Raw genomic sequence first — 18,131 nt, 5'->3', positions numbered from 1 at the left:
GATCGACAGCTCGGCGACCTGGTCGCCAAGGCCGGCAACCTTCAGTTGGCTTGCTCCCTCATCACCGCGGTCGGTCGGTTGCCGGCCGTAACGGACGGGCAAGCACCGCTTCCAGCTCCGTCTCGAGCATCGTTTCGATGAAGCCGCGCACCCGCTCGCGCAGGCCAACTTCGATCAGATCAAACCAGTTGTCGAAAAGATAGTTCGTCGCCTCATCCCCAGGATGAACGGCTTCGGCATTCATGTTAGTCCTTTGTCAGGCGTGGTCTCCTGTCCGGCGCTCCAACGCCGGATGATTCGAGGTTAATCACCCCGGAGACTACGCCGACTCCCAATTCCAACCACTCCCGCGGCGGCAACAACGCCGGGCCATGATCGTCACCAGTCAGCTGCCCCAGATCATGTCCGCGGCTTTTGACCCAACCCTAACCATCATGGCTCTTCTACCACAGCAGCTTGGGCTGGTTGAGACCCGCTCCTGAAAGCCGATCCCGAGGGGCCCTACCCTCATCTTTCACGCAGCTTCTCATCATGTTGTCAGTTCAACATTGAACCTCCTTATGCTTGCTGCAGCACACTATGCACGGGAACTAGTTTAGCGGTATCCTGCGGTGTCGGATGGGAGATAGCGGGTCATTGAAATGATCGATCGGACCATGATCGGCGAAATGGCTACTCCAGTGACGGAGCGCCGCCTCGTCGATAGTGACTCCTAGACCGGGACCCTCGGGGACAGGAATCACGTTGTTTTTTTGACGGAATGGTCCGCCTTCGATGACATCCCCCACCTGCCAGCGGAACAGAGACTGGCTCGGCTCGCTGATCCACTGGGTTGCCGCTGAGACGTGCAGATATGCGGCCGTGCAGACTCCAGCGTCGCCCGAATAGCACCAGAAGCCGACCCCCATTGCCTCGCAGGCCCCGATAAAGCGGATTGCCCGGCCGATGCCGCCGAGCACCGCAAAATTGGTGACGATAAAATCTGGCGCGCCGAGTGCGACCGCACGGCGAATATCTGGAACATGCGTCGAAAAAGGAATGGCTGAATGCTGTCGAAGTGCCGCCATTTCCTCAAATGTAGCGACCGGATCTTCGTAGTTGCGGATGTTGAATGGTTCGAGTTCCCGGAGCACACGCCGCGCGGTCGTCAACGACCATTGCATGTTCGAGTCGAGACGCAACATGGCTTTCCAGCCGAGTTTCTCGCGGAGCGCCTTCACCGTCTCGATCTCAAGGTCCGGGTCGCCCAAGATGAGCTTGCCTTCAAAGAACGTGCTGCCATGCTCTTCTCTCATCCGCACGCAATAGTCGGCTACGGCTTCCGCGGTTTGCTCGCGGCCCGGTCGGAAGCCGAAATACTCGGTGAAGGGAATCTCGCTGCGCACCTTGCCGCCCAGAAGCTGGTAGAGCGGTTGATTCCATGCCTTGCCGCGGATATCCCAAAGCGCGATCTCAATCGCGCCGAACGCCTTCACCACCCGGGAATCATCCGTATTCTGAACAATCTGCCAGGGTGGAACGCAAACCCGCTCGCAGGCCGCGATGTCGAGCGGGTCAAGACCTGTCAGGGCCTCGCCCATGGCGGTAATCATCTCGACCACATCGGTGCTTGGCGCCTCGCCAAATCCGACAATGCCCTCGTCAGTAAAGACCTGGACGATCGTCTTGGAGGTGCCGGGATACAGACCGCCGGTCCACCACATTGGCGCTTCGAGCGGGATATTGACCGGGGTCGCCGTAATCGATCGGATCTGCATGGTCTGTTGCTCTGGAGGTGAGGAAGGTCAACGCGACGGCTTCCCTGTCGCCGGGCCTTGAGGCTGCGATAGTAAGCGCCGCTGCCAAGTTTAATGTTTCGACATCCTGATTTAGGCCCGCATTTTTGTACCGTCCGGGTCATACAGGGCTTGGGCCGTGACCTCGGCGTCGTAGAAATGACCGAGAAGTTCGACTTGTAGTTTCGTGCCGTCACCGGCGAGAGCCGCCGGCACGTAACCCATTGCGAGGCTCTTCCCGACGGTATGGCCGAAGCCACCGGAAGTGACGTAACCGACACATACGGCGTCGTGGAAAATCGGCTCGTCAGCGACGCAGTCGAGGTCTGCCGTCTTGACCACTAGCGTTACCAGCTTCTTGTTCGGTCCATGCTGGCGCTCAGCCTGCGCTGCCGCCTTGCCAACGAAGTCGGCCTGCTTATCGAATGCGACATAGGAGTCGAGGCCAGATTCCGCGGCGGTAAAATCGGGGCGAAAGTCCGTCGTCCAGACACCCCAGTTTTTTTCCAACCGCATGGACATCAATGCACGTCCGCCATAGGCGCGCAGCCCCAGATCCGCGCCCTCCCGCTCCAGAGCTTCGTACAAGGCGAGCTGAAAATGGGGCGCGCAGTAGATCTCATACCCGAGTTCGCCCGAGAAGGAGACGCGAGCGACCATGGCCGGGATATTCCCGACGACCATATTCCGGATATCGCGAAACTTCAGTGTTGTATTCGTGACATCGGCTCGGGTCAGCCGCGCCAAGAGCTCGCGGCTGCGCGGACCGGCAATTGCTATTCCGTGAAATTTGTCAGTTCGGTTCCGATACGCGACGCCGTCTGGCGGAACGTGCATCTCGAACCACCGTCGATGCACGTTCTGGGCTGCGCCGGATCCGAACAGGTAGAAGGTCTCGTTGTCGAGCCGGGCGACCGTCAGATCACCGTAAAGCTTGCCTTTCGGCGTCAGCATCGGCGTCAGCGCGATGCGGCCGTGCTGCGGCAAGCGGTTTGCCAGCATCCGGTCGAGGAAGACTTCCGCCCCCGGTCCACTGATCTCATGCTTGGAATAGTTTGCAATTTCGATGAAGCCTACAGCTTCGCGAACTGCGCGAACCTCTTCCGCCACATGACTGAAGGCATTCGAGCGGCGGAAGGTCGGGGTCTCGACCGCTTCGACAGGTGATCGCGCGAACCAGAGTGCATGTTCGAGGCCGTAGGACACGCCCATGACCGCTCCCTTGCCAACGAGCCGGTCATAAAGAGCGGTAGTCTTCTGCTTGCGTCCTGCCGGCAGAGTCTCGTTAGGATAGGTCAGGATGAACCGGCGCGAATAGTTTTCGGCCGACTTAATCGTGCCCCAGTCACGTGTTGCGAACTCGCCAAACCTCGCTATGTCCATCCCCCAAACATCAATCGACGGTTCGCCATGTACCATCCACTCTGCCATGCAGAGCCCGACACCGCCCCCTTGGCAGAACCCGGCCATGACGCCGACCGCCGTCCAGTAATTCCTGAGGCCTGGTACGGGACCTATGAGGGGGTTGCCGTCGGGACCAAAGGTGAAGGGCCCATTGATGACCTTTTTTACTCCGGCGCGGCCGAGCTCCGGCATGCGGTCAAACGCCATTTCCAAGCGTTCGGTGACGCGTCCCAGATCGTCCTGCAGCAGCTCATGCCCGAAATCGAGCGGTGTTCCAGCCACCGCCCAAGGTACGCAGTTCGACTCGTATGTCCCGAGCAAAAGCCCGTCATGCTCCTGCCGTGTGTAGGCATTACCTTCGTAGTCAACTGTGACGGCAACTTCCTTGCCGTGGTCGCGGACTTCGGGGATCGTTTCGGTGATCAGGTAATGGTGTTCCATGGGCTGCACGGGCAGATCAATGCCGGCGAGCCTTCCCACCTCGCGCGCCCAAAGGCCAGCCGCATTGACGACAATCTCGGCGTGGATCGTTCCGGTCGGGGTCACGACGTCCCAGCCTCCATCAGGCCGGGGATTTGTTTCGAGCACGGGCGTATTGCGATGAACTTTCGCGCCGTAATGGCGGGCGCCCTTGGCGTAGGCGTGCGTCACCCCTGACGGATCGACGTGTCCGTCCATCGGTTCGAACAGCGCCCCCAGATATTTGGAGGGATCGATCAGCGGGTTGAGGTCACGGGCGTGCTCGAGCGAGATAAAATCCGTCTCGAGGCCCATATAGCGGGCCTTGGCGCGCTCCTGTTTGAGATAGTCGAGCCGCTCGGGCGTGGATGCGAGGTAAATGCCGCCGGGCCGGTGGATGCCGCAGGACTGGCCGGTAAGCTCTTCGAGTTCCTTGTACAGGTTGATGGTGTAGCCCTGCAGCCGGGCGATATTCGGGTCGGAGTTGATGGTGTGGATGACCCCCGCGGCATGCCACGACGACCCCGAGGTGAGCTCGCTACGCTCCAGCAGCACGACATCGTGCCATCCCAGTTTCGCCAGATGATAAAGGATGGAGCAGCCGACGACTCCGCCGCCGATGACTACGACTTTTGCATGCAATTCCATGATGTCTTCCCTCAGTACCACTGGTCCGTTTGCTGGGACTTCTTCCGCGCGCAAAAATCGGCCAGCTCATGGTCGATGGCCGGATCAAGAGGGGGCGCCTCGTACTCTGCAAGCAGCTTCTTCCAGCGCGCGTTCGCGCGCACCAGGGCATCTTTTTCCCCCGCGTCGCGCCATTGCTCGAAGCTGTTGTTATCAGCAACTTCCGATTCCCAGAACGCCGTTCGGTAGTTCGCTATTGTGTGGCCGCATCCGAAGAAATGCTTCCCCGGCCCTACCTCGCGGAAAGCGTCGAGTGCCAGCTGATTGGGATTGACGGAGAGGCCTGCCATGTAGACATGCAGAGCACTGCAGAAGTCGGCATCCAGGATCAGCTTCTCGAAGCCCATAGTCAGCCCGCCTTCGAGCCAACCTGCCGAATGCAGGATGAAATTGGCGCCGCACTGGACCGCGGCCTGCATGGCGACCGCGCTTTCCACCATAGCCTGGGCGTCAGCCAACTTTGACGACGTGAACGCTCCCGAGCAACGCAGCGGCAGGCCCAGCCGCCGGGCGAGCTGGCCCACAACCAGCGATCCCAAAGCCGGTTCCGGCGTGCCGAAGGTTGGTGACCCAGTACGCAGGTCGGTCGATGACAGAAAGTTCCCGAAGATGGTGGGGGCACCAGGGCGCACGAGCTGGGTCAGGGCGCAGCCCACCATGGTCTCGGCAAGCGACTGGGCGATGGCGCCGGGCGTTGTCACCGGACCCATTGCGCCGCCCAGGATGAAAGGCACGATCACCGCCCCCTGGTTGGCACGGGCATAGACCTTGAGCGCGCCTGTCATGGTAGTGTCGAAAACAAGCGGAGAGTTGGCATTGATATTCGCAAGGATGACACAGTTCTGGTCGACGAACTCTCGGCCAAAGACGATGCGGGCCATCTCGATCGAGTCTTCGGCCCGTTCCACCGAAGTGACCGAGCCCATGAAAGGCTTGTCCGAATAGCGCAGATGGGCGGACACCATATCGAGGTGCCGCTTGTTCACCGGAATGTCGACTGGCTCGCATACCGTTCCGCCCGAATGGTGCAGCCAAGGGATGGAATAGGCGAGTTTGACGAAGTTTTGAAAATCGACGAGCGCACCGTATCGGCGTCCACCGTCCAGATCCCGCACGAAAGGTGACCCGTAGGCTGGCGCAAACACGACGTGCGGGCCGCCGATTCTCAGGGAACGCGCCGGGTTTCGGGCATGCTGCGTGAAAGTCGACGGTGCACTTTTCAGAATCGGGCCAAGCATCCCTCGTGGAAAGCGCACCAGCTCGCCATCGACCTGGGCGCCTGCGGCCCGCCACAGGTCTAACGATTCCGGATCGTCGCGGAATTCAATGCCAATTTCTTCCAAAATCACCGCGGCGGCGTCTTCGATTGACAGCAGGCCTTCCTCGGAAAGCAAATCGTAGGGCCGAATGCGACGCTCGACGCCGGCGAGGACAGCCGCTGCCTCGTGCCCCCCGGCTGGAGTACGTCGGTTCGAGCGGCCTCGTGCTCGAGTTGTCGGCGCCTCTGGCTCGGACATGCTTTTACGTCTTCCCTTTTTCTTTTCCTTCTATAAGTTTGATTGGTAAAAACATCTGGGTAAACCGCAATTATTCTGATGTCGGCATAAGTGGAAGTTATGCAATGCCTCGTTTAAGCATTCCGAGCCCCACCGGCCTGATCACCTTTGAGGCCGCGGGGCGGCATCTGAGTTTCACCAAGGCGGCCGAAGAGCTTCGCGTCAGCCAAGCCGCTGTGAGCTCGGCCATTAAATGCCTAGAGGGGGACCTTGGCGTTCACCTGTTCGTGCGGCAGCACAAACGGGTCGCTTTGACGGAAGCCGGCCAGCGCTTTTACAGCGATGTTGCGATGGGTCTCGGCCATATTGCCCGATCGGCCGAGGCTGTTAGGCGTACAACTGAGGACAAGCATGTTGTCTTGTCGTCTTCGACAGCGTTCGCCAGCCACTGGCTGATCCCGCGACTGCCCATTTTTCGGGCGCAGCATCCGGAAATCGAAATCCGCATCCAGACGGCGGATCGCGACACCGATTTGGGGCCGGACCCCTATCTAATAGGCATCCGTCGTGGGCTGGGCGATTGGCCAAACTACCGCGCGTTCCGTTTCGGCGGCGAGAACCTTATCCCGGTCTGCAGCCCCACCTACCTGACGCAATGCGGCCTGCCGCGTGATTTGCTAGATCTCACCAGGCGGACACTCATTCACTTGGATGAGCCTCACCGGCCGCGGCCGGCATGGAAGGAATGGTTTGCCCATTTTGGAGTTGAATTCGAAGACGGCGGTGAGGGCCTCCGTCTCAATGATTACAGCCTGGTGGTGCAAGCAGCCATCGCAGGGCAGGGAATTGCGTTGGGATGGACGCACATCATTGACTATCCGCTGAGCGAAGGATTGCTTGTCCCCGCGCTTGCCGCTAACTGGGAAACTGGGTATGCATTCTTCGTCGTCAGCAACCGTTCGGTCGACCTCGCTTCTGAGGCAAAGGCTGTGAAGGACTGGGTCCTGTGCGCGCGGGTGATCCCGTCTTCGCCGGAAAGCGCTCTTTATTCCATCCAGGACGAACCTATCTAGCCGCCTTGATGCATGGCGATGAGCTTATGGTGGCCTCAAGCGGCGATCTGGCCGCCGCTGCGGTGCTTTTTGGCGAGCCTCGTCAGGCGCCGGCGGTGATCCGTCGTGATGGCAGGCGGGGTCTGCAGGTTGCGGTCGGCGGGTTCGGTTCGGGGCGTCTGCGCCCCATCTTTATGTCGCGAGTTGGGGGGGCGATCGAGGACGATGCGCAGAATACGCTGGTCGGGGCACAATGTCGGCAGGTGCAGACGGATCTGGTTTCATCTCGACCACCGGCGCGGCGATTTTTGATGAGGCGCAGTCGCAGCGTGTCGAATCGGGCGACGGCAAAGCTCGAGCGCCTCGGCACCGCGGCCCGCAAGCCCCGGTTGGCCGTCGGTCTGGTGCAGGATGTGCGGTCGGCGGAAAGATGCGTCTTCCAAGACTTGATGTGGTTCTCGGCAGCGGCGCGCCGGCAGTAGGCATCCTCGTAGAGCGCCTTGGCCTAGGTGACGACGAAGCGGGTATCGGCACCTTGGGCGCCGACCTCGACCCGCGCGATAGTGCGCTCGACGCGGCTCCAACTGGCGGCGCTGTGAATGAACTCCTTGAAGCGGAAGCTCGCGAGCAGCCCTATGTCTTGGCGGGTCGAGGCGCTCACTTCATGCGCCGTGGAGGGATCGTCGGTTTGAGGGAACCTCGCCCGAGGAACTGGCCAGCGAGCTCGCGCCCGAGGACTGGGTCTGTCATGCGGCAGGTGAAGGTGCCAAAGGGCCTCGGCGCTACGACTGGGCACACATCCGCCGCCCTTGGACCTCAAAAGGCGGCTTTGAGCATTGGTCCGCCGCAAGCGATCGACATCCGGAGAAGAAGCCTACTACATGGTCTTCGCTCCGCCCGGTTCCTCCTTGGCCGAATTGGCGGCAGTGGCCGGCCTACGCTGGGCGGTCGAGGAGTGTTTTGAGCACGCCAAGGATGATTTCGGACTTGATCATTGCGAGGCTCGGTCCTGGGCACGGATGGCATCGCCATATAAGCTCGTCCCGAGCGTCCCCGAGATCCACTATCTCCTCGCCCCAATCCAGCCCGTCATCATCGCCTGGTCGTTATGGCGACGACGACATCAGGCTGCGCCACCATCTGTCACTACAAACGGCATGGGCATCCGCAACAGTAGTACTAGAGCACGTCCTGTGATCGATGAATCGATTGTGATGTGACGGGTGCGTTTTGTGCTGATTCAACATCCACCTCGATTGAGGTGGACGATGGGAAGAACATTGAGCCGGGATTTTCGGTCGCGAGTCTTGAAGGCTTCGGACGAGGGCATATCGGGGCGGCAAGCGGCGCAGTTAGGCGTGGGAGTGTCCAGCGCGATCCGCTGGATTGCGCGGGCGAAGATCGGCGAACTGGCGCCAGGCCCGCAGGGCCGCCGCCGCGCCTCCAGCCCCGATGCGCATGACGCCTTCATCGTCGGGCTGATCGAGGAGCGCAAGGACATCACGCTCAACGAGCGGCTCAGCGCCGAGCATTCGGTGCGGATCAGCCGCAGCGCCTTGAGCGCTGGCTTCGCGGCTACGGCTGGACATTCAAAAAAAGTGTGCGCACGCACTAGAGCAGGACGCCCCGACGTCCTGAAGCGGCGCCGGGACTGGTTCGACGGCCAGCTCGATCTCGATCCGGCGAAGCTAGTGTTCATCGACGAGAGTGTGCTGCAGAGTAGCAGAAGGAGTTCAACATGAACTAAGACCGAAGCGCAAAGCTGTGTGAATGATGGGACGGCCCTCCGGGATCGGCTTTCAGGAGCAGGTCTCAAACAGTCCAAGCTGCTGCGGCAAAGAGCCGTGGTGGTGAGCGTTGGGATCGTGTCCCGCGGCGTGGTGTAGCTGGCGGCATTAGTCGCCGTGCTCTCCGGCATGGGCCGGGCTGATCAGCGCGCCACGGCTGGCAGGCTGATCAGGGGATCATCGCTCATCTGGCTGATCGTTTCCAGAGTCATATCTCTGGCCCGCTGCACTGCCCATTCATCGTTCTGTTCGAGCAGGATTGCGCCGACGAGGCGCACGATCGCATCGTCGTTCGGGAAGATTCCGACGACCTCGGTGCGCCGCTTGATCTCGCCGTTGAGACGTTCGATCGGATTCGTCGAGTGGAGCTTGGCGCGATGTTCCTTGGGGAAGGTCATGTAGGCCAGCACGTCGGGCTCGGCGTCGTCCATGATTGTCGGCAGCTTTGGCACCTTCGGCCGGATCTGGTCGGCGACGGCGCGCCATTGCGTGCTTGCGGCCCCGGGCGTTTCCTGGGCGAAAGCGGGGCGATGAAGGCTGAGACGACCCTGCGGCCGCTCTTGCCGGCATGGGCCAGCACGTTCCTCATGAAGTGGACGCGGCACCTCTGCCATGTCGCGCACAGCACCTTGGTGACGGCCGCCTTGAGGCCTTCGTGAGCATCGGAGACAACGAGCTTGACGCCGCGCAGGCCGCGACGTGTCAGCTTGCGCAGGAACTCTGTCCAGATCGGCTCGGCCTCCGAGGTGCCAATCTCCATGCCCAGGACCTCGCGCCGGCCGTCCGCGTTGACGCCGACGGCGATGATAACGGCGACCGAGACGATCCGCCCACCGCGGCGGACCTTCAAGGTAAGTGGCGTCGATCCACAGGTATGGCCGATCGCCCTCGATCGGCCGATCGAGGAAGGCCTTCACCTTCCCGTCGATCTCCTCGCACAGCCGCGAGACCTGGCTCTTGGATATGCCGCTCATACCCATGGCCTTGACCAGGTCGTCAACCGGGTCGAGATGCCTTGCACATAAGCTTCCTGGATGACGGCGGTTAGCGCCTTCTCGGCCATGCGGCGCGGTTCGAGGAAACCTGGGAAGTTCCACGAGCGTGCGCAGGTTCATCATGTCGTCGGTCATCGGTGGTCCTTCCGAAATGGGTTGGCGTCAACAACCAAACCCTACCGGAAAGCGCCGATGACCACCCACACGCCGCTCGCTCGCTACAGCGCTGCTAACGGCGCGCTCGTGAGCGGCTTCGCTACCGCCGAGCTACACCACCTGATGGGACACGACCAGCGTTTGGATGAAAAGTTTGGACGAGATCCGAGCAGGTGGCTGTCCGAAAGACGAACGAAAGTGAACCCTTCGAAGACGCCTCGTTATGAACGTAAGTGTCGCCGAAACCAGGACCGTATCGTCATCCTGGGACAAGCCCGCCGGGTGCCTGATGACAGGGCGGGCGGCGACCGGCGTTGAGGGGGCGAGAGTCGGCCACAGGCTTTCACGCGGAAGTGCAGGAACCAGGCTCCTGATGCAAAGGGAGAAGCTCAAGCGGGCCAACTCGCAAGGCGAGAGTACCGATGCAGGAGACTGGGGCGGACCGGCCCGTATGAGCGTTGAAGGCGCTGTAATGGGCCGGAGCAAAGGGGTCGTATAAGGTGGTCGTATTGTGGAACAACTGGAAAGAGAGGATGCCTTCGGAGAATACGACAGACAAGCCGTTTCGAATTGTGAAACGACAAGTGTACAAAGCTTACAAAGCGGTCAAAGCCAACCAAGCAGACGAAAGTGAATCATAAAACAAAGCCAAATGCGGCTTTTGCAGCAGCCTGTTAAAGCTCACACCTAGTCACCTGGAACCAAAGTAAGGTTCATTTTGTTCGGCTTCTGTCACAAGAGCAGGAGTTTGATCGATGGTTGGCAGGCAGGCGGACGTCGTCGTTCTGAGCGACGCGGATAGAAGTTTTCTGGAATCTCAGGTGCGCCGGCATAGAGCGCCACGCTCCTTATCGGATCGATGTCGGATGATCCTTTTGTGCGCGCAGGGCTTGCAAAGCAAGGACGTTGCCGAACGCCTGGGTGTTCACGAGCACACGGTTGGCAAGTGGCGCCGCCGGTTCGTACAGGATGGTATTGAAGGGCTGACAGATGAATATCGTGCGGGTCGACCGCGAACTGTCTCCGATACCCAGGTTGCCCAGGTCGTCGAGCGTACGTTGAACACCACTCCTAAGGATGCCACGCACTGGTCCATCCGTTCGATGGCAGCCGACAGCGGCCTTTCGCATACCACCATCCGTCGGATCTGGACCGCGTTTGGCCTACAACCGCATCGTGCCGAGACATTCAAGCTTTCCTCTGATCCGCTCTTTGTCGACAAGGTGCAGGACATCGTCGGTCTTTACATGTCGCCCCCGGACCGGGCGGTCGTGCTTTGCGTGGATGAGAAGTCGCAAATCCAGGCCTTGGATCGCGAGCAGCCTGTGTTGCCCATGGCGCCGGGCGTCACCGAACGGCGCACCCATACCTATGTCCGCAACGGCACGACATCGCTGTTTGCCGCGCTAGATGTTGCCACCGGGGCGGTGATCGGTCAGTGCTACAAGCGTCACCGGGGCCACCGAATTCCTCGATTTCCTGAAGCGGATCGACGCCGAAATGCCCGATGGGCCGGACGTGCATCTGGTGATGGACAACTATGCGACCCACAAGACGCCGAGGATTAAGGCCTGGCTCGCGCGCCGCCCACACTGGCATGTTCACTTCACGCCAACGTCGGCATCCTGGATCAATCAGGTCGAGCGGTGGTTCGCCGAACTGACGCGAAAGCAGTTGCAGCGCGGCGTACACCGTTCCACCGCAGAACTGGAGGCCGACATCGACGCATTCATCGAAACCCACAACGAAAACCCCACCCCATACAAGTGGGTCAAATCCGCCGACCAGATCCTCGCATCGGTCAAGCGTTTCTGCCAGAAGACAATGAACCGAACTTCAGATTCAGGTGACTAGGCCGTAGACTCATAAGCGCGGAGCCACAGGCGCATTGAGGCGAGCTGGATCATGGCGAGGAAGTTGGCGGCGAGTTTGTCGTAGCGGGTCGCGACGCGGCGGAAGTGCTTCAGCTTGGAGAAGAAGCGCTCAATGAGGTTGCGCTCGCGGTAGAGCCGCTTGCTGAAGCAGGGCTTCCAGCGCCGGTTGCTTTTCGGCGGGATGTTGGGCGTCGCGCCCTGCTCCTGAATCAGTTCGCGGATGCGATCGGCGTCATAGGCTTTGTCGGCCAGCACGATGGTGCGCGGGCCAAGATGATCGAGCAGCCGGTCAACGACCTGCCCATCGTGCGTCTGCCCGGCGGTCAGGCCGAGCCGGATCGGGAGGCCCTGCGCATCGACGACGACGTGAATCTTGGTCGTGAGCCCACCGCGTGATCGACCGAGACAGTGATCTGGACCCCCCTTTTTGCCGTCGCTGCCTGCTGGGGGGGCGAACGGAGGTACTGTCGATCATCTGGATGGCGCCGTCGTAGGCGGCAGTGATGGCGTCCATCAGCCGGTCCCACACGCCTGCCTTCCGCCATCGCACGAAGCGGTTGTAGCAGGTGGTGCGCGGGCCATAGCGCTCGGGTAGGTCCCGCCATGGTGCGCCCGATCGCAGCACCCAGAAGATGCCGTTCAGCACGCGCCGGTCATCGACGCGCGGTACGCCTCTGGATTTGTTGGGCAGCAGCGGCTCGATCACACGCCACTCGACGTCGGTCAGATCATATCGGCTCATGCGAACGCTGAATCACAATCTGGCTCGCTTTGAAAGCGGCCTATCGGTGAACATCCAGCTTGCGAACATTCGTCGCGTTGGCCAAGTTTGCGAGGAGGAGCAGCTATGATCGATGTCTACGAAAGCGCGACTGACGACCTAGGGCGGTTCGGCGCCGTATTCGAAAGAGATGACGAAACAGCATACTTCTATTTGCTCGACATGAGAAAGCAGGAGGGCAAACGGATCGTCTCCGCTTTCAATGCCAAAGCTGTGACCGACTTGCCTGCTGACACGCCCGTTTCGATCCGGTGGAGCTCATCTGTGGCCGCAGTCGGGCTGTTCGTTGACGGCGTATTGTCAGCCATCTTTGATCTGCGCACAGCTGATCCGATAGGCAGCTGGGCCGATCTCGAGGATACTCACCTTTTCGCGGTGCATTGAACCAGAGCCTTCCGGGGCCGGCCGTCTCCCGTTTTACGAGTTCACGACCTAAGTCGAGCGGCGGCCCCTGATATCCGAGGGGATGAGGTCGCCGGAATCGAGCGCTGCCTGACGGCCCTTGGCACTGGCGACCATGCCCTCGGCCATTTCCGCGCCGATTGTCGCCGCAAGCGTCTGGCGTGCCGAACCCTCGAGCAGCGCTACCTCCTCGCGGTTGGCCTCTTGCAGTTCCTTACGGAAATCGTTGACGGTAGGTTCGGCGAAACCAGCGTCGATGAGCGCCTGGAGGGCGGTCGCAGGCGTCGTGAAGGCGAAGCCCGGTTGCGATCTCGAGAGCCATGCGTGCACGACGCGGCTCTCGGCGGCGCCCTCGGACCAGAGCCAATCCGCGCCAATGAACCAGCCGCCGGGCTTCAACACGCGCAGGATCTCTGCATAGATTGCTGGTTTGTCAGCCATGTGCACCATCGAGTCTTTGGAGAAGACCAGGTCGAAGCTGGCATCCGCAAACGGGAGCTTTCCCGGTGTGACCAGTTGGAAGATGACGCGTCCGGCGAGCCCCTTCTTCGCCGCCAGGTCGCGAGCTGATGTGATCAGTTGCGGCTCGACATCGATGCCGATGACCGAGGCCGCGGCGTGGTTGGTCGCCAGCAGCACGTCAATGCCGCCTAGGCCGGAACCGATGTCCAGCACGCGGTCGCCAGAAATGTCGATGCCCTCCAGCATCTGGGAGACCCTTATCAGTCCGCCCGGCGAAAGCATGCCTTCGCCCCAAATGAGTTCTAGGGCATCAGTCCACTGCTTAGGATACTGCATAGATTGCCTCTCCAGGAAGTTAAGAATTGGGTGATTTGTCTCGCCAGGCAGTATTCCGCGCAGCCGCCCAATAGAGTCTCGCTCGCTGGGGACGCGGACAGCCAGGTCAGAGCTGCGCCGAGGCGTCCATACTCCAGGTGACACGTCACAGATCAGGGCATCGCTCAGGGCCCGTGTCGGGCCCAAGACGCCTCGGCCTTTTTATCCAAGCGGGTTCTCCGACCGGGGACTTGAAGAACGGCAGCTGGATGTCGCTCAGCGGCACGTCGAGCGGAAATACGTACTTGCGTTTCGGTGCAATTTCTATCACGAATTCTTTATTCGCTGCATGCGGCGCGAAACGACGCTTGCCTTCAGCCTGTACAGCAGTCATTAGGATTCTCTCGTAAGCGATGGCAGTTTTACTTGACGTGCTACGTCGCTGGAGACTGCTATCCTGTTCGACGAAAAACATGGTAGTGAGCCACCTTGCTGGAATTATGCGCAGATCTGGCTATCTGAGCCCCACGGCGCGGTGAAGGTGGCCTGTCACTGACCATCGTTCACCTGATCCTCCACTCAACTTGAGTTCGCGTAAATAGAGAGATCGCAAAGCCATCGACGTTCTGCGAGTCACTGGCTTCTCTTCGCGGTCGGGGCCGGCCCCCGCATGACCTGCCTCGGTACGAGGCGAATTATAGGCCGTTTCTTCGGTAAACCGAGACATGACGTTTGGACTTCTCGGTGAACGCGCCTCCTGCCCAATCTTCCCAGCGCTCGGATAGCTTGAGCCCTACGCATTCGGCCATAGTGTCCAATTCCTGATGATAGACGTAACGCACGCGATGTGGCAAACGTTTGACGGGCGTACCAGAAAACCAGAGAAGTGTTGAGGTCAAGTTTTGCTTTATTGGATCATGGACATCCGCGATGAGGATTGTGTTCTCGTCATCCAAGAGGAGTGTACTGACTTTCTGGCCATTGACTATACCATCCAGCTCCGGCACAACGATTTCGATCACCAGGACCCCTTCACTGGATAACGCATCTGCGGCAGATCGGAGACAACATAGTTGACCTTCGCGCGTGTCAACAAGTGTAAAAGTGTTATATATGCAGAACACCAATCCGTAGCGTTGCTCTACCTGAAACTCAGAAATATTTCCTTTCCAAGCGTTGACCAAATCGGTGCTCTCAGAGAGAAGTTTCAACATGCTATTCGAGTTATCGATCCCATCAACCTTAACGCCAAGCTTACTCAACGGAACTGCTACACGTCCGTCACCAATGCCAAGTTCAAGAGCATTGCTTTCGCCCGCGTATCGATGAAGGAAAGTGACAGTCTCGTCCACTTCAGCGGTCCTCCCCCGTATACCGGTATATTTCTTGTAGATCGGAGCCCATTCTTCGCCCCACATTACCTCACCAGACATTGTCGGATCTCCTGTCGTAGAGTTCATCTTGCTAGTATCTTGACTATTGGCGAGTTTAACAATTCGTCATGGTCTTGACTGCCGCGGCATGCATTCATGGAATGCACGCCACTCTAGAGCCGGATCCTATCTCTGCTGACTGTGCGTCATCGATGATCACTCGACAAGCTCAGTGGGGGCATGTACGCCGAATTAGCAGTAAACGAGCCGATGCAGGACCTCCGCTGGTGCGATAGATGTCGCAGGTCAACTTGCAAGTGCTATGCCAAAAAAAGCATGTTTTAGTTCAATGTTTTTGGATTTACTGTCCGACCTTACGTGTATTTGCTGCGACACAGTTTCGTCAGGTTAATGACAATGATGACAGAATTGAGTGCGAAAGGCACCACGAGCGCGAAGAGGATTCCGGCGCGCCGGCGATGTCTCTTGCCGCTCGTGGTGTTGCTGATGTGGCTGCGTCGCTGACGGTCGGAGCTGTCCGGGCGGCCGGGCGGGGCAAGCCGACAGTAGTGTCGTAGCACCGGGAATTATCATAGTAAGCGAATGCAACCCGCCGCTACGCAAACCGACAGGCTCATCCTGACATAGCAGTCTGTTTAAAAAGTCACCCGCCGCCGAGCGATGAGCGTGATTCATTGGCTCCGAAGGGATTCGGAGGTGAAGGGTGCCAAGGCGACGAACTGGCGAGCTGTTCAGCTACGTGGACCTTGAGGCGCGGGTGCGACGAGATCATCCGTTGCGAGCCATTAGTGCGATCGAACGACGCGCTGTCGGCGCTGGACGGGAGTTGGCGGCGCTGTATTCGCCGAGCGGGCGGCCTTCGATCCCGCCGGAAAAGCTGCTGCGAGCAATGCTGCTGCAGGCGTTCTAATCGATCCGATCGGAGCGGCTTTTGATGGAGCGGCTGGAATACGACGTTTTGTTCCGCTGGTTTGTCGGTATCGGCGTCGACGACGCTTCGGTGTTCTCAAAGAACCGCGACCGGTTGCTGGAAGGTGACATCGTGGCTAAGGTCTTAGTTGCGGTGCTGGCGACAGCCCAAGGTAAAAAAGCTTCTGTCTACGGACAACTTCTCGGTCGATGGCACACTGATCGAGGCGGGGCGTCGATGAAGAGCGTTAAACCGAAGGACGGCTCGGGCGAGCCGCCGGCTGAAGGCGGCGGGCGAAACGCGGAAGCGGACTTCCATGGCCAACAGCGCTCGAACGACACACATGCCTAAACTAGAGCACGTCCGGTTTAATCCGGTTCATAGCCTGCGGCCTTGAAGTAGTTTGCGCATCCTGTGGGCGTAAAGGTCGACGAGCGCGCCGACGATGTCCCATAGGACCGGGATTGTCCGCTCGGCCCTCGCCGGCAGGAGCGCCTTGAGCTTTGCGAAGGCGTTTTCGATGGGGTTGAAGTCGGGACTATAGGGCGGGAGGAAGATCAGCCTTGCACCGGCGGCTTCGATCGCCTCGCGCATGCCCCGGACTTGTGCGCCGGCAAATTGTCCATGGCGACGACGTCGCCTGGCGCCAGGGTTGGCGCTAGCACCTGCTTGACATAGGCGGGGAACACGACCCCGTTGATGGCGCCGTCGTAGACGAAGGGCCCGTTCATTCCGGTCAGCCTGAGCGCGCCGGTGAGGGTCGTGGTCTTCCAGTGGCGTGTGGCACGCCTGCCCGGCAGCGTTCGCCGCGCGGCGCTCTTCCGCGCAGGCTAGCCATCTGGTCGACAGCCCGGCCTCATCGATGAAGACGAGCTTTGCCGGATCGAGGTCGAGCTGGCCGTCGAACCAGGCACGCCGGCGCTTCAGGATGTCGGGACGATTTGCTCCAGTGCGTGTGCGGACTTTTTTTAAACGTCCAGCCGTGTCCCCGCAGAGGCCGATGAGCATGAACCGCTCGGCCAAGAGCTGCTCCACCTCGTTCAGCGTGATGTCCTTGCGCTCTTCGATCATCCCGACGATGAAGTCGGCATCGGCGTCGAGACGCGAGCCGCGCCGTCGTCCCTCCGGTCGCGGCGTCGTCTCGCCCCTCCGGCCTCTGCCTATCCAGCGGATCGCGCTCGATATCCCGACACCCAACCGAGCCGCCGCCTGGCGGGCCGATGCTCATTCACCCGCCTTCACGACACGTGACCGCAGATCCTCACCAAGTGCTCTCGCCATCGTCCAAAGTGGGCGTTCAACCAGTCAAACCGATTCGCGTCACATCACAATCGATTCATCGATCCCCGGACGTGCTCTAGCGACCCGGATGCCCGGTTTATCGGAAGGGCGAAGGGAAGGAAACCAAGTTTGCTCATGGGTCATGGTTTGATGGAGAACCGCCATGGCTTTCTGGTCGACGCCTGCCTGAGACTGGCTGACGGGCATGCCGAACGGGGTAGCCGCACCGCACATGATCGTGTTGTCGGCGCCGAGCGTGATCGCCTGTGGCCGGTCGGCGCGAGGCAACGACGCGGAAGACTTCGTCAATGAGCTGCGCTCGATGAGGGGTGACGCCGCACGTGGCGCAGAACATGAGCGGCCGCAGTTCCGCGATCGGCGGGCGCACCACCCGGCATAGCGGCTATGTTGTCAGCCAGCGCATCAGGAAGCGCATGGAAGAGGCATTCGGTTGGATCAAGGTCGTGGCGGGCTAGCACAAGACCAGGTTCCGCTGCCGCGTCCGTGTCGGATGGGCCTTCACCTTCGCAGCCGCTGCCTACAATCTGGTGCAACTGCCAAAGCTCATGGTGGTGCCGACATAACTGCGCCCGCAGGCTGCCAGTTGATCAGCCGCGGGTGCATCGTCGAAGCCGATCTGTGGGATCGCAGCTATCTTAACCTCGGCGGCCTCACCATGATCACCATCGGCGGCGACAACAATGGCAAGATCGCCATTGGCGCCCTGCAGGCCGGCCTAGATCTCAGCTACAGCCCTTCGATGTTCACTTCACATGGGCCGGATGTGACCAGATGGACGAAGTCACGGACGACTGCCACGCCGAACTGCTCGACGACGGCTCGATCCAGATCGAGGCCGAGTGACGGTTGAGTGCTCAGCCATTCTAGCATGCATGAGCCG

The 18,131-nt window shown here is 60.2% G+C and carries 13 protein-coding genes and 8 pseudogenes; 10 read left to right on the top strand and 11 right to left on the bottom strand.

Features of this window, described 5'->3' with window-relative positions:
• Positions 1–61 precede the first annotated feature (61 nt).
• The 4 genes from NLY43_RS13190 to NLY43_RS13175 form a co-directional block, all read right to left on the bottom strand.
• Entirely contained in the window at positions 62–244 is a 183-nt protein-coding gene (locus tag NLY43_RS13190) for a hypothetical protein (RefSeq protein WP_023713097.1), read from the bottom strand.
• A 346-nt stretch (positions 245–590) separates the two neighbouring features.
• Positions 591–1,757 carry a mandelate racemase/muconate lactonizing enzyme family protein gene (locus tag NLY43_RS13185; protein WP_023713099.1) on the bottom strand — a complete coding sequence of 389 codons (1,167 nt, stop codon included), beginning with the start codon at positions 1,755–1,757 and terminating at the stop codon, positions 591–593.
• Between the two features lie 111 nt (positions 1,758–1,868).
• Positions 1,869–4,286, bottom strand: a complete 2,418-nt coding sequence (locus tag NLY43_RS13180; RefSeq protein WP_023713100.1) for a GcvT family protein — start codon at positions 4,284–4,286, stop codon at positions 1,869–1,871.
• A gap of 11 nt (positions 4,287–4,297) precedes the next feature.
• A complete protein-coding gene (locus NLY43_RS13175; RefSeq protein ID WP_023715282.1) occupies positions 4,298–5,842 on the bottom strand; it encodes a trimethylamine methyltransferase family protein in 1,545 nt (514 codons plus the stop codon).
• Between NLY43_RS13175 and NLY43_RS13170 the strand changes: the two genes are divergently transcribed.
• The gene (locus tag NLY43_RS13170; RefSeq protein WP_156935608.1) at positions 5,809–6,894 is read left to right on the top strand and encodes a LysR substrate-binding domain-containing protein; all 1,086 of its coding nucleotides are present in this window, start codon (positions 5,809–5,811) and stop codon (positions 6,892–6,894) included. The two genes, NLY43_RS13175 and NLY43_RS13170, sit on opposite strands and share 34 nt — an antisense overlap.
• A gap of 185 nt (positions 6,895–7,079) precedes the next feature.
• On the opposite strand, the pseudogene NLY43_RS13165 reads toward NLY43_RS13170, so the two are convergent.
• Positions 7,080–7,489, bottom strand: a pseudogene (locus NLY43_RS13165) (transposase); the annotation flags it as partial.
• On the opposite strand from NLY43_RS13165, the pseudogene NLY43_RS32790 reads away from it, so the two are divergent.
• Positions 7,490–7,926 (top strand): annotated as a pseudogene (locus NLY43_RS32790) (IS701 family transposase); the annotation flags it as partial.
• Between the two features lie 215 nt (positions 7,927–8,141).
• Positions 8,142–8,594 (top strand): annotated as a pseudogene (locus NLY43_RS13160) (transposase); the annotation flags it as partial.
• Positions 8,595–8,803: 209 nt separating this feature from the next.
• Here the strand turns inward: NLY43_RS13160 and NLY43_RS13155 are convergent.
• A pseudogene (locus tag NLY43_RS13155) lies at positions 8,804–9,750 on the bottom strand (IS256 family transposase); the annotation flags it as partial.
• Between the two features lie 97 nt (positions 9,751–9,847).
• On the opposite strand from NLY43_RS13155, the gene NLY43_RS13150 reads away from it, so the two are divergent.
• The gene (locus tag NLY43_RS13150) at positions 9,848–10,129 is read left to right on the top strand and encodes a hypothetical protein (protein WP_023716378.1); all 282 of its coding nucleotides are present in this window, start codon (positions 9,848–9,850) and stop codon (positions 10,127–10,129) included.
• Between the two features lie 437 nt (positions 10,130–10,566).
• Positions 10,567–11,665, top strand: a pseudogene (locus NLY43_RS13145) (IS630 family transposase).
• Here the strand turns inward: NLY43_RS13145 and NLY43_RS13140 are convergent.
• Positions 11,662–12,427, bottom strand: a protein-coding gene (locus NLY43_RS13140; protein ID WP_502882166.1) for an IS5 family transposase whose coding sequence is annotated in 2 segments (ribosomal slippage) — positions 11,662–12,133 and positions 12,132–12,427 — 768 coding nt in all. Because the reading frame shifts where the segments join, the coding sequence is not laid out codon by codon here. The pseudogene NLY43_RS13145 and the gene NLY43_RS13140 sit on opposite strands and share 4 nt — an antisense overlap.
• A 105-nt stretch (positions 12,428–12,532) precedes the next feature.
• Here NLY43_RS13140 and NLY43_RS13135 point away from each other — a divergent pair.
• Positions 12,533–12,850 (top strand): DUF2251 domain-containing protein, encoded by a 318-nt coding sequence (locus NLY43_RS13135; RefSeq protein WP_023712915.1) that lies wholly within the window; start codon positions 12,533–12,535, stop codon positions 12,848–12,850.
• Positions 12,851–12,898: 48 nt separating this feature from the next.
• Here NLY43_RS13135 and NLY43_RS13130 read toward each other — a convergent pair whose 3' ends face one another.
• The 3 genes from NLY43_RS13130 to NLY43_RS13120 form a co-directional block, all read right to left on the bottom strand.
• Positions 12,899–13,612, bottom strand: a complete 714-nt coding sequence (locus tag NLY43_RS13130) for a class I SAM-dependent methyltransferase (RefSeq protein ID WP_023712916.1) — start codon at positions 13,610–13,612, stop codon at positions 12,899–12,901.
• A gap of 199 nt (positions 13,613–13,811) precedes the next feature.
• Entirely contained in the window at positions 13,812–14,039 is a 228-nt protein-coding gene (locus NLY43_RS13125) for a hypothetical protein (RefSeq protein WP_156935580.1), read from the bottom strand.
• A 301-nt stretch (positions 14,040–14,340) separates the two neighbouring features.
• On the bottom strand, positions 14,341–15,078 hold the full coding sequence (locus NLY43_RS13120) for a methyltransferase domain-containing protein (RefSeq protein WP_023712917.1): 738 nt from the start codon (positions 15,076–15,078) through the stop codon (positions 14,341–14,343).
• A 236-nt stretch (positions 15,079–15,314) separates the two neighbouring features.
• Here NLY43_RS13120 and NLY43_RS13115 point away from each other — a divergent pair, with 236 nt between their 5' ends.
• Positions 15,315–15,596, top strand: a complete 282-nt coding sequence (locus NLY43_RS13115) for a hypothetical protein (RefSeq protein ID WP_156935581.1) — start codon at positions 15,315–15,317, stop codon at positions 15,594–15,596.
• A gap of 146 nt (positions 15,597–15,742) precedes the next feature.
• Positions 15,743–16,297 (top strand): annotated as a pseudogene (locus tag NLY43_RS13110) (transposase); the annotation flags it as partial.
• A 20-nt stretch (positions 16,298–16,317) separates the two neighbouring features.
• On the opposite strand, the pseudogene NLY43_RS13105 reads toward NLY43_RS13110, so the two are convergent.
• A pseudogene (locus NLY43_RS13105) lies at positions 16,318–17,230 on the bottom strand (IS630 family transposase).
• A 78-nt stretch (positions 17,231–17,308) separates the two neighbouring features.
• On the opposite strand from NLY43_RS13105, the pseudogene NLY43_RS13100 reads away from it, so the two are divergent.
• Positions 17,309–17,814, top strand: a pseudogene (locus NLY43_RS13100) (transposase); the annotation flags it as partial.
• 20 nt (positions 17,815–17,834) lie between these two features.
• Entirely contained in the window at positions 17,835–18,101 is a 267-nt protein-coding gene (locus tag NLY43_RS13095; RefSeq protein ID WP_023712922.1) for a hypothetical protein, read from the top strand.
• Positions 18,102–18,131 lie beyond the last annotated feature (30 nt).

Origin of the sequence: Mesorhizobium sp. C416B (assembly GCF_030323165.1) — a bacterium.
Lineage (GTDB): Bacteria > Pseudomonadota > Alphaproteobacteria > Rhizobiales > Rhizobiaceae > Mesorhizobium.
Note: the sequence above shows the minus strand (reverse complement) of the source record. Positions and strands in the feature narration are given on the sequence as shown.